Here is a 12,380-nt window from a genome sequence, read left to right on the forward strand (position 1 = left end):
TTTCAATCAATAACCTCAACACTCCAACCATGCAACACATCGCCCCCTCCTCATCCATAAAAAGAGCGCTGGTTGTTGAAGGTGGAGGTATGCGTGGTATTTTCACTGCTGGTATTCTGGACGCTTTTCTTGATAAAAGAGTCAAAGCTTTCGATGGCTACTATGGCGTATCGTCTGGCGCGCTGAATCTCAGTTCATTTATTGCGGGTCAACGTGGACGCAATCTGGATATCTATACCAAACTATGCCTTGACTCTGAGTTTATCAGTATTCTGCGCCATATCAGGGGTGGGGATCTGTTTGATCTTGACTGGTTTTTCCAAAAGCTTTCACAGCAAAACGCTTTAAACTTTGACCGTTTCAGAAAGAGGCTGAACACTCAACGCTTTACCGTTGTCAGCACATGTATTGAAAGCGGAAAACCCGTTTATCACAGCATTGACAGCAACACACCAAATGAGGTGATCAACGACACATTGAAGGCAAGCAGCGCCTTACCCATGATTTATCGAAAACCGGTATTGGTTAATAACCACGCCCTGACCGATGGCAGTTTATCAGACCCCTTGCCAATACAAAAAGCGATTGATGACGGCCATAACCAGATTGTTGTACTTAGAACCAGGCAAGCAAACTTTCGTAAAAGTTCGGCAACCGGGTCCAAAATTTATGCCTGGCAAAATCGTCAAATGCCAGCCGTGTCAATGCTGATAAAAGATCAGAACACTATTTACAACCAGGCGGCAGACCTTGCTGAATCAGTTGCACAAGACTCAAGCATATATCTGGTTCATATCTCGCCACTGAAGCCACTGAACACCTCCAGAGGAACAAGACACAGAAATCACCTTGTGTCTGATTACCACAGTGGCTACAACCTCGGCTACAACCTTGCCGGGCAACTGGCATAATACCAATTCATTATCAAATTTATCTCACCAGCCTTAACTATCTGCTAGATTAAAATTCTGTCGGCATATAAGAGCCTGTTTAAACATCTTAATGCGAACTGAAAGCGACGATAAAACAATCCTGTTATTCATTTTTTCTCATTTTGTAGTCTGATTCTGTGCAGAAGAGAGCCAATATACAGAAGCTTTATCTCTCAGTTTTAACTACCCGCAACAAGATCCTATACGGCCTTAAGCTGCAGACACTTACTTAACACCCCACCTTCATAATGAGGGTCTACCATGCCAAGACAGGTTCTCATCCCAATTGCTGATGGCTCTGAAGACATTGAAGCTGTGACCATCATAGACACACTCAGGAGAGCGGGCGCACAAGTCACTGTAGCCAGCTGTCTTCCTGATGGCAAGCAGACCATCACCACCTCACACCAAATGCAGATCACAGCAGATGTGCATATAGAAGCCTGCACAGGCAAGCCGTTTCACCTGATTGCCCTTCCTGGTGGTATGCCCGGTGCCGAGAACCTGAAGAACTGCAAAACGCTGATAACACTGCTGCATGATCAGCAAAAAGCAGGAAAATGGTATGCGGCTATATGCGCCTCGCCTGCGGTAGTTCTTGCTCACAACGGTTTACTGGATAACGTCCACGCGACTTGCTATCCCAGCTTTATGGAGCAAATGGAAGGTGCCCTGACACATCCCGGAAACACCGTAGTGGTGGACGAAAAAAAACGGGTTATAACAGCCCAGGGCCCGGGCAATGCCATGGGATTTTCATTTAAATTAGTTGATGCGCTCTATGGAAAAGATGCTTTTCGGCCGATAGCCAAACAGATGATTGCTGACTGGGCATTGTGATCCTTCTCCAGTAAAAACCCCAATCTCATCAGCGATGTTAATTGAACATAGTTGTACAAATGCGTATAGAATACATATAAGGGTTTTCCGAAGCCGCAGGGAAGCCCAGTGCATTAACCCACGAGGTATGAAAAATGGAAAGCTTTATCCTGATTGTGGCTGGCATTTTTGCACTGTATTACCTGAGTCAAAAACAGGACATTATGGCAAACAAGATGTTTGGTCACGAATTCAACCGTTTCGAGCGGATTTACCACAACACCACCTACTCTTGTCAAAATTCCACCATTGTCAGAAAACAACTAACCAGTGGAATGCCCCTGCCCTTCATTCCAGCAACCAGCTATTCAGTAAGAGCCTTATGTCTTACCGAAGACAATCACTGGTTCTGGTTTGATGCCTCTATACATCGCATGAAACTGGATCGCACCAGCATCACACCCACCGATGCCAAAGACGCATTTAATGCTTTGAAAGACGACCCTGAAATCCTGCATCGTTATTTCTCAAACCATGACCAGCAGTCAGCATAACTGACTGTCAAAATCTCCTTAAAATATAAACGACATATAAAAAATATCCTGTAACCCTGATTACCAGGGATTACAGGACTTGTGATAAAGAGACCACCCTTCCGGATGGATCCCACCAAACCATAACAGGTTAACTCACAACCTCTGACTACCGGAGGTCTTTGCGCAAAATCTTGCCAACAGGTGTCATCGGCAATTCATCACGAAATTCACACACCTTGGGCACTTTATAGGCCGTCAGATAATCACGACACCAGCTTAGTAACTCGTCAGCTGTAAGACTGTCATCTGACTTGATAACAAACAACTTAACCTTCTCCCCAGAGTTCTCATCGGGAATCCCAATGGCCGCACAGTTTGCCACCTTTGGATGGCCGGAAACAACATCCTCAATTTCATTCGGATAGACATTAAAACCGGAAACCAGAATCATATCCTTGATGCGGTCAACAATTCTGACAAACCCATCTTCCTGGATCACAGCGACATCACCGGTTTTCAGCCAACCATCCGTACTGAGTACTTCAGCTGTTGCTTCAACTCGCTGCCAGTATCCGGACATAACCTGCGGCCCCCTGACACAAAGCTCACCAGGCTCACCTATCGCTGTCTCATCACCATTCTCGTCTATGGTTTTCAGCTCTGTGGAAGGTATTGGCAGGCCCGCAGTGCCTGGCTGTGACAAATCACCGGCTGGATTCATACAAACGGCGGGAGAACACTCTGTTAACCCATAAGCTTCAGAAATAATACACCCGGTCTCTTTATGCCACCTTTGAGCCGTTGCCTCCTGCAGCGCAGTCCCTCCCGATAAAGTTACCTTTAAACCTGAGAGATCACATTCTTTAAATTTGGGATGATTCAGCAAGCTGGCAAATAAGGTATTCAGACCAATAAAAGCAGTAAAACGCCACGGTTTAATCGACTTAATAAATGTATCTGTATCTCTCGGGTTAGCTATCAGAATACTGTGATTCCCCATAAACGGCATACACATTAAGTGCACTGTGAAGGCATATATGTGATAGAGCGGCAATGGCGCGATAAGCGTTTCGCGCCCTGTTTTCAAGATTTTCTGCCCCTGTTGATCCACTTGAGACAGCATCTCTTTGGACTGAAGCATATTTGCTATCAAATTCCTGTTAGTCAGAATGGCACCTTTGGCCACCCCGGTAGTACCACCAGTGTATTGAAGCGCCAGCGGATCAGAGAGCTTACCCTCTGGAATCGGTTGATAGTCAGAGGCTTTTGCAGCTCTGAAGGCGTCAAGCAGCGGAACTGCTTTGGGTAAGGAATACCGTGGCACCATCTTCTTAACATATTTGACCAGGAAATTAACCACCTGCCGTTTCGGAGCCGGAACCATATCAGCAAGCCGGGTCACAAAAAGATGTTTGATATCTGTCTGACCAACCACCTCTTCAACGAGATCACCAAAGTTTTCAAAAAATACTAATGCCTTTGCTCCCGAGTCTTTGAACTGGTGCAACATTTCCCGGGCAGTATAAAGCGGGTTGGTATTTACGATAACCAATCCTGCTCGCAACGCGCCATAAACGACAATCGGGTACTGTAGAAGATTGGGCATCTGAATCGCAATTCGATCCCCCGGTTGCAGATCAGTATTTCTTTGGATGTATGCTGCAAACTGCTGACTGTAAAGATCAATGTCAGCATAAGTCAGTGTATGTCCAATGCCCGTAAATGCAGGGAGCGAGCTATTCTCATTTAAAAAAGCATTGATCACAGATAAAGCACTGGAATATTCATCAGGGTTAACAGAATCACCAACCCCAGCAGGCCTTTTACCATTCCAGAATGATGCATCCATAACACTGCGCCTCTTATTTTATGGTTATTGTTATCAGGGCTATTTAACCTTTTCAGGAAATTTTACCCAACATTTTATCGACAGGCATCTAATTAGTGACGAATTTGCCGAATAATTATCATGTAACCTCTGGCAATGACGTTTTTTTTACCTTAATCTATTTTTTAAGACTCAATTTACGCAGATAGTCAGAGCACGTAAAGACACCAGTAATAACTACGGACAGAATCAACAGGATGTTGACCATAAAACCGTCTACGGGCCCAGTCAGATCATTTTCTGCTTTACCATGGCAGGAGGTCATTTATGACTGAATTTTACCTGAAAATACTCTCCGGCAACCATATTGGTGCCGAGATCCCCATCGAGCCGGGCAGGTACTCCCTGGGTAAAGATGATGGTTGTGACCTGATCTTAACCGACGACAACCTGAATGATATCGAGCTCATTATTGAGATTTCTAATGATGGCCAGGTAAAAATCCAATCAAGCACAGCGGATACTCCTTTATATGTAAATGGCGAACCCGCAGGCTCGAGTATTCACTACCGCCACTTTGATGTTGTTACCTCAAGCAGCCTGTTCATAGCTATCGGCCCCGCTGATGCGGAGTGGCCATCTCTGGCACTACCGAACATAGCCCCTCCCCCAACACAGGAACTGACTGTCAGTGAGGAAGAGCAGCCATCTACTGACGCAGATGAGCTAGATCTATCTGGATCTGACTTCCAGCAGACACTGCCAGATGAGGATGAAGAGGATGACGAAGAAGAAGATGATGACGATTTTGATGATACATCCTTTATAGCAAGTATTGATAAAAGATGGCTTGCCGCTATTCCAGTCATACTGCTGATTGTGATCGCCGGCGTGAGTCTGATGATTTCCAACACGGATACAGAAGTACAAAAAGTAACAAACATCCCGGGAGTTCTCGAAATCTCGGCAAAGGCCAGGGACCAGCTTGGACTTAAAGAGGTAAAGTTCAAACAGTTGCCCGATAAATCATTACTCGTGTCGGGTTATACACCAACGCTTCAGGACAGACTTGAGCTGCAAAAATTTCTCAGAAAGCAGGGAATTCCTTTTAATTTGCAGATCATTGTTATGAATGAAATGCGTGATAACGCTGAACTGCTCCTCAGAGATCGTGGTTATGACAAACTTGAGCTGGAGCTGGATAACACTCCCGGATCTCTGGTGATAACCGGATATGTTTCAACTTCTGATGAGCTTGATAACATTATCAGCATGCTCAAACAGGAGATTTATGGGCTTACGTCAGTTGTTGATCAGGTTGAAAACCAGATTAGTCGGGTCAATACCCTCAAATCCATGCTCCGGGAAAAAGGGCTGATACCAAGAATTCACGTCGTCACCCGGGATCAGACGGTGATCCTGAAAGGGCACCTGCTGGATGAAGGACAAGTTTATGACCTGCAAACGGTAGTAGCCAAGTTTCAGAAAAAATACGCCAACAAACCATCCATTGAATTAGCCACCAAGTATGCAGGAGGTACAATAACGGACAGTCAATCACCTTTATCGTTAAATATACGCGGTATCAGTATGGGCAAAGTGCCTTACGTGATACTGATAGATGGTTCCAAGTACCTCATAGGAGCAAAACTTTCTAATGGGTATATAATTGAAGATATCAACCTTGAGTATCTTTTATTAGCTAACGGAACTGACAGAATCAAATACCGTCTTGGAGGGAACCGTGACGGACAAACCGAAAAATGAAGAGAATATTCTTCTCTCAGCAACTGAAGAACAGTTGATTCAAGATAAGGACGGCTCTTACCGGGATCAGATCCTTAACCATTTACTCTCTGAAGCGACTCGCCTGAAAGGATTAAAAGATAAAGGCGCAGCTCCGGAAGATTTTTCAAAAATCGACAGCCTGCTCACCGCTGTAGTTGCGGCTATGGAGGTCGTTGATAAGAGCTGGAAACAGCATCACGGTCAATCAAAAGCCTGAGAGGGAACTCAGCCATGGCATACCAGGATACCTACAACCCGAATTACAATCAGCCAGGAAGCGCCGGTTTCAGCTTTGACAAAGTATCTGAAACATTCGGAAGCCAGGCAGAAGCTCTCGATACAGCACTGAAAAACCGTGTCGCCAATATGGATCCTAACAGTACCAAGGATATGGTTGAGTTCCAGGTAGAGTTCAACAAGTACATGATTGTTGAAGGTCTTCGTTCAAGTATCGTCAAATCCATCAAGGATACGATACAGAGTATTATTCAGAAGCTCTAAACTAATTTTATGGATGGAGATAGTCAGCAATGATTGATGACAAGCTTTTAAAAACTCTGGCGGATATTGGCTTTATGGCCAGCGGAACCGGACTGCCAAAACATGCTTTTGGCATTTTCAACGGTATTGAAGCTGCCAGGCCTGACAGCCCACTTAGCACCATTGGCTTTGCCCTTGAGTTTATGAATCGAAAACGTCATCAGGAAGCTATTGACCTGTTGCATAAGGAAGGTCTGGCAAAGCACCCTGAAGACCCTACTATCAAGGCTTTTCTGGGATTAGCTTTGATGTTTGAGGGACGTAATAAAGAAAGTGAAGACTATCTTAAACCACTGCTGTCTTCAAAAGAGGCAGAACCCGCTGAAATGGCCAGAGAACTTCTTGCCAACATCCACGGCCAATAGCTTATTCCGGAAGCTTAGCTCGCAAAGCTTCCGGGAAGTTCTTCCCCGGCACCGCTTTCTCAATCATCCACTGCTTGACCACCGCCGTAAGAAAGATTAAAAATTGCTCCAGCTGCTGAGGGTTCTCAGCCATAGTCTGCACCAGACGGACAGACTTGTTTAGCGTATCAACTGAAAAATAATGCTCAGAAATCACTCTTTCAGATAGCCTGGAACCAGACTCACTGAATACCCCCTTCCCTCCAACTTCACGCCTGAACTCAGTAATTGAGCCAGAAAGCAAATTTTTCACCAACTCATCTGACAGCACCATTGCAGGTTCAAACCACTCAGGCTCACCCCAGCGTTGAATCTCTTCTGCCCCCTGACATAATCGACTTATCACCCTGTCAAAATAACCCCTGAGACGCTTTCCTGAGAATGCCTGAAAGCCATGAAAGGTCCATAGATTCACTTTCTGTTGCCAATAGAACTCCTGATCTAAACGCGGTAAGTGACAAACAGTCATTCCATTACAACGTTCCAGAAGCGCACACCAGTCATCGTGATGATCCACAACGACTCTGAACGTAGCATCAAGGCCTTTTTCAAAAGCGCTGGCATATTGACTGCAAAGGAAAGGCTTGATGCTTGATAACGAGTCACTCTCACCGGTCCGAACCAAATTATTGATCACCAGACTTTCTTCCACCGACGGCATCTCGATCAACTCTCCATTGACTAACTGGAATAAGCAATCCCGATAACCATTAAAGTGAAACTGTTCAAAAACACTCCAGAGAGACGTGAGCATAAAGCTGTTATCCGTACCACAAAAGGCTTTCTGGGGATCATTCAACTCAGACTCGAACGCTTTTATAACACCCGGGCAGAAGGCAGCTTTAACATCCACGAGATGAGGTATGCCATTTCTGGATACAACATTCCGATTATGAACATCTCCCATTCCCAACAGAATCGATAAACCAGCAATAACTCCCAGGCGCTGGTAATAATCGCTTATCTGCTGGTCATCCAGCGCCTCATTGAGACCTTTATCAACAAACTCACAATAGCCGTAAGCGCCATCAAACGATCCTGACAATATCCTTATGGTTGCCAGCCCGGGCTGCCCACCCAGCCACTGGTTAAGCTTTCCGGCGATATTACTGTTATCAGCAGTGTGCCCGATAATCTGACGCTCGACAGCCAGATCCCTGTTTTTATAAACCAGCTTCTCACCATTATCACAAACGATAATGGCAATCATACAAGAAGACGAAGTACTTAACGGAAAATCAAGGCGGGCAATACTCTGCGCTGGCTGTTGCCAAAGATCAGAAAACAGCTGATTGATACCCCCAAGATCTCGGTAAAACCGGGCAAATAATTGTTTAAAGTCTTTCAGTGCCCGGATAATCCATAAGCGATTCAAACGATACCACAAAGGAAATTCAGCACTCAGGAATACCAGCCCGCCCTGCTCAACGACAGAGTCCAACACATCGGTATATTGCACAGTCCCTTTCATCTCAGCAACCCAGCCAATTGCCTGCAACAGCTGGCCATCCAGCTTTGCAGCAAAGGGCTTGAGCAGGCTCGCTCGAAATTCAGGGTTTTCTGAATGGTTATGGTAGAGCGCCAGCTGCACATCCAGCCAGCAGAGCAAAGGCTCCAGAAGTCTGAACCGATGAGGCTCGACACAATCCAGATGCAGCATCACCTCAGCCGGTAGCCTTTGCTCTTCAGGCCACCATCTTTTTTGATGGTTAGCCTGCTTTGTTAACGGTTTATCGGTCAGGGCCAGCAGTTGATATTTACACATCCACATAATATTCAACAGAAGTGCCGGTTCCTGAGGAAAATTCGCCCTCAAGTCCATCACATGGCAACCGGATAGACAAAGACGGGCTACCTGGTCAATCAGGTCCGTTTTTAACAATGAGTCCATTTCGGTATAGTGAACAAACTGCTCGGATCTCAGCAACAATCTAACACCTCGATCCGTTGTCGTAAGGAACTGGTCATCTGCCAACTGACTGGCTGGGTAATGCTCAAATATCTGATGATAAGGAAGCCCCACTGGCCTTTTATTTAATCGGGAAATCTGATCAGCGTCTTTATTCAGGTCACTCACCAACTGATGATATTCATCAACAATGGCTTCCCATCGATAATTCTCAAATACTCTCTGCCTTCCCTGCTCTCCGATGCGCGACAGAAGCTCAGGTTCCTGAATCAGCTGATGAATTTTCTCTGAACATTGGCTCAAATTAACCGCTGTCCCCTGGGCTTGTAGCAAATGGGCATGGTCCGTCAATAATGAACCAAGCGGACGGGCAAGATCATCCAAATCTGTCGACACGGTTTCAATCAAACAGCCACTGACCCCATCCTCAACCAATTCCGAATAGCCATTCCAGTCGGATAAAACTACAGCCTTGCCATTTACCATTGCTTCCAGAGGTACGATGCCAAAACTTTCCTGAATATTATCCGAAAGCGTCAGCACCAGATCACAGGCTGACAGCCATTGGTGTTTACGGTCATCTGCAATTTCCAGCTCAAAGCGGACACTGCCTTCAAGGTTTAAATCATAAGCTTGTTTTAACAGGGACTGCACAGTTGGATTGCCAGCATCTCCTGCACCCGCAATAATCCACTTGATATTTCGGTGTCCATAACCCTCTACCAGATCATTCATTACCAGCAATACCGGATGGAGGTCCATCTTGTTAGAAGGAGCAATCCGGCCAAGGGTTAAAATGACAAAAGATTCCTGATCAACACCCAATACCCCTCTGGCTTCCTCTTTACTTCCTGCATAACGCTCATCAGGCTCTATCCCCAGGGGCAGCTTCGCAACACTCCCCTTGTAAGGTATAGCCACACCAATATGATCTGAAATACTGGAACTCGCGGCAGACAACAGACGCATCATCACTTTTTTCTGCGCTTCACTGCTGCATAAAATTGCGTCACAGCTTTTTAGCGGTGACAACAGAAGATCACGGGTATTTGACATATTTGAGTCTGTACTCAACGTATGAGCCCGACCCGTAATAGGAAATGGTTCTATACAGTAAGCATCACGCAGCGCTGCGAGATGACCAACCCAGGGATCCCCCTGATGAAAAACCTGGTACCTGACCCGGGAAAAAGACCGGCTTAACTCATGAGCCGGTAAGAAATGGATGGCTTTATCACTGCCATAATGCTGAAGAAAAGATTCCCAGCCGGATCTCAACTCCGGCAATAACGACTGAGGGGAAAATATATGTATCTCTTTGAATCGACTGTAACGAATGATGGCTTTCAGAAATCCGTCATTGGCACGCCGGAGTCCATTGAAATAGGCAGCTTCAGTACTGGCAACCAGGCAACCAAATATTGAGGAACCAGTGGATTGCTGCTTTTTCGAAGGCATATCGAACAACTCTGATCATTGACATACCTTATATATCGAACTGGCAGCAGCTTCTATTAGGACATGAACATCATGGCTGGGCCAGGGGGGGCACTTTGCTCAACCCAATTTACAAAAAGTGCATGATTATTGGCCAATGCTGCAATGACCTCTTCAATACCATCAACATTCAGGCTCTTTATCGGAGCCGAAGCATATAGGGCCAGTGCATCAGCATCAGGATCGATACACAATGAAACACGCTCATGGGCAATCAGAGCCAGGTTTTTCCCCAACAGCCTGATCAACAATTCTTCACGCTTACTATTTTCCCCGGGCAGCCTAGCAATGATGCTATAAGCATAAAAGCGACCATTGGCCTGAAAACAGGCAACCTCTATCCGACCATTAACCAACAGAGAATATCTGTCGTTTTCATACTCCAGCTCACCCATCTGTTGACGAGCAGCGTATGAATTCATCAATTGTTCAAAGCTCATAGCATCCATGCCCTTGATTTAAATAAGTTCAAAAAGGCGTCCCTGCCTCTCCTTAAGCATAGTGCAGCTGAATTACTTGGCCAGATGACCGGAAGCCGGTGCCATCAAGCGGGATTTCAAAGAAATTCTTCTGAACAGAATAACAAGACCTGTAAACGCCACAAGTGATGCAACAAAGCCTAACGAAATCGAGTGAGTAATCCCCATTACCAGGTACCCGAACATGGCTACAGCCGCTATGGCAAGCGCGTAAGGAAGCTGAGTATTGACGTGATCCATATGGTGACAGGATGCCCCGGTGGACGAAAGGATTGTGGTATCAGAAATCGGGGAGCAGTGATCACCAAACACAGCACCCGCCAGTACAGAGGCCAACATGGGCAGCATCATAGCTATGTCCGCGGCAGCCGCCATATCTCCGGCAATGGGCAGCATAATACCAAAGGTACCCCAACTGGTTCCGGTAGCAAAGGCCATCACACCAGAGACAATAAAAAGCATCATGGGTAGAAAGCTGGGGGAAATATTCCCACTAACCAGGCCAGCCAGATACTTACCGGTCTCCAGCTGGCCAATTATTCCAGTCAGAACCCAGGCAAACACAAGAATATAGATAGCTGGTAACATTGACCTGCTGCCCTCAGCGATCGCCTTCTTCCAGATGTTTCCAGAAATATTTCGACCCAGCAACCGGGCAATCGCAAACAGAAGACCAATCATACCTCCACTGATCAGCGATAACGTAACATCGGTATTCTCAAAGGCACCCAGGATGGAAAATGCCTGATTATCACCAGCAAGAGCGGTATACCCCGTCCAGATCATGGCAGCCATCGTTGCCAGTACCAACACCAGAATCGGTGACACCAGGTCAGCCACACGGCCATTTTTATCTTCTTCCAGAGATGGAGCGCCCGGAGGGTTACCCTTATTGGCATCAAACAGAGTACCAGCAAGCGCTGCGCTCTCGTGTCTGGCCATGGGGCCAACATTAAGATCCATGGCGGCGGTAAAGAAAACCAGCGCCAGCGCAAAAATTGCATAAAGGTTCATGGGAACCATGGCCAGGAATGAAAAGACCGGGCTATCGCCACCAACACCGTGGGTCGCCATAATAGTACCCACCAGGGCAATGATATAAGCACCCCAGCTTGAAATTGGCATAATTACGCAGATTGGGGCAGCGGTCGAATCAATCAAATAAGCGAGCTTGGCTCTTGAGACTTTGTGCCGATCAGTGAGTGGCTTACTGATACTCCCCACGGCAAGGCTGTTGAAATAATCATCAATAAAAATGATAACACCGAGAAACACCGTCAGTACCTGTGAGCCCTGACGGGTCTTGACACGCTCACGAGCCCACTCACCAAAGGCCCTGGCTCCACCAGAAATACTGATCAGACTGGTGATCACACCCAGGACCAGCAAAAACAACAGAATATAGAGATTGCTGAAATTAAGGCCTTCATCCCAAAACACACCAACAAACCCATCAAAAATACGGTGAATGGTGATAAGCGGGTTCAAGCCGGTCAGCAGTAACGCACCGGTGACAATACCAGCACCCAGAGACCATAATACTTTCCGGGTTATTACTGCCAGAATAATTGCGATGGCTGGAGCCAATAACGATAACGACGAATCACTGAAACTGGTTAATTCCATAAAACTGATCTCGTTTATTGAT

At 46.1% G+C, this 12,380-nt stretch carries 11 protein-coding genes; 7 read left to right on the forward strand and 4 right to left on the reverse strand.

What is annotated here, in order from left to right; all coding sequences use genetic code 11:
* Nucleotides 1–29 precede the first annotated feature (29 nt).
* The 3 genes from J7438_RS00945 to J7438_RS00955 all read left to right on the forward strand — a co-directional run bounded on the left by J7438_RS00945 (nt 30) and on the right by J7438_RS00955 (nt 2,305).
* Nucleotides 30–911 (forward strand): patatin-like phospholipase family protein, encoded by an 882-nt coding sequence (locus J7438_RS00945; protein WP_209275071.1) that lies wholly within the window; start codon nt 30–32, stop codon nt 909–911.
* Nucleotides 912–1,193: 282 nt separating this feature from the next.
* Nucleotides 1,194–1,772 carry a DJ-1 family glyoxalase III gene (locus J7438_RS00950; protein WP_209275072.1) on the forward strand — a complete coding sequence of 193 codons (579 nt, stop codon included), beginning with the start codon at nt 1,194–1,196 and terminating at the stop codon, nt 1,770–1,772.
* 134 nt (nt 1,773–1,906) lie between these two features.
* Nucleotides 1,907–2,305, forward strand: a complete 399-nt coding sequence (locus J7438_RS00955; RefSeq protein WP_209275073.1) for a hypothetical protein — start codon at nt 1,907–1,909, stop codon at nt 2,303–2,305.
* Nucleotides 2,306–2,453: 148 nt separating this feature from the next.
* Here J7438_RS00955 and J7438_RS00960 read toward each other — a convergent pair whose 3' ends face one another.
* Nucleotides 2,454–4,136: an AMP-binding protein gene (locus tag J7438_RS00960; RefSeq protein WP_209275074.1), complete on the reverse strand. Its 1,683-nt coding sequence runs from the start codon at nt 4,134–4,136 to the stop codon at nt 2,454–2,456.
* Nucleotides 4,137–4,442: 306 nt separating this feature from the next.
* Here J7438_RS00960 and sctD point away from each other — a divergent pair, with 306 nt between their 5' ends.
* From sctD to J7438_RS00980, 4 genes are read left to right on the forward strand one after another with little or no spacing between them, the layout of a single operon-like run.
* Nucleotides 4,443–5,882, forward strand: coding sequence for a type III secretion system inner membrane ring subunit SctD (gene sctD / locus J7438_RS00965; RefSeq protein ID WP_209275075.1), 1,440 nt, complete (start codon nt 4,443–4,445; stop codon nt 5,880–5,882).
* The gene (locus tag J7438_RS00970; RefSeq protein WP_209275076.1) at nt 5,848–6,120 is read left to right on the forward strand and encodes a hypothetical protein; all 273 of its coding nucleotides are present in this window, start codon (nt 5,848–5,850) and stop codon (nt 6,118–6,120) included. The genes sctD and J7438_RS00970 overlap by 35 nt, the downstream gene beginning before the upstream one ends.
* Before the next feature lie 14 nt (nt 6,121–6,134).
* Nucleotides 6,135–6,404 carry an EscF/YscF/HrpA family type III secretion system needle major subunit gene (locus tag J7438_RS00975; protein ID WP_209199608.1) on the forward strand — a complete coding sequence of 90 codons (270 nt, stop codon included), beginning with the start codon at nt 6,135–6,137 and terminating at the stop codon, nt 6,402–6,404.
* Nucleotides 6,405–6,433: 29 nt separating this feature from the next.
* Nucleotides 6,434–6,808, forward strand: coding sequence for a tetratricopeptide repeat protein (locus J7438_RS00980; protein WP_101746243.1), 375 nt, complete (start codon nt 6,434–6,436; stop codon nt 6,806–6,808).
* 1 nt (nt 6,809) lies between these two features.
* Here J7438_RS00980 and J7438_RS00985 read toward each other — a convergent pair whose 3' ends face one another.
* The 3 genes from J7438_RS00985 to J7438_RS00995 all read right to left on the reverse strand — a co-directional run bounded on the left by J7438_RS00985 (nt 6,810) and on the right by J7438_RS00995 (nt 12,358).
* Entirely contained in the window at nt 6,810–10,214 is a 3,405-nt protein-coding gene (locus J7438_RS00985; protein WP_209275077.1) for a glycosyltransferase, read from the reverse strand.
* A 56-nt stretch (nt 10,215–10,270) separates the two neighbouring features.
* Complete coding sequence (locus J7438_RS00990; protein ID WP_209275078.1) at nt 10,271–10,693, reverse strand: CesT family type III secretion system chaperone; 423 nt, start codon at nt 10,691–10,693, stop codon at nt 10,271–10,273.
* 72 nt (nt 10,694–10,765) lie between these two features.
* Nucleotides 10,766–12,358 (reverse strand): Na+/H+ antiporter NhaC family protein, encoded by a 1,593-nt coding sequence (locus J7438_RS00995; RefSeq protein WP_209275079.1) that lies wholly within the window; start codon nt 12,356–12,358, stop codon nt 10,766–10,768.
* Nucleotides 12,359–12,380 lie beyond the last annotated feature (22 nt).

Origin of the sequence: Thalassotalea sp. G20_0 (assembly GCF_017744175.1) — a bacterium.
GTDB lineage: Bacteria > Pseudomonadota > Gammaproteobacteria > Pseudomonadales > Endozoicomonadaceae > Endozoicomonas.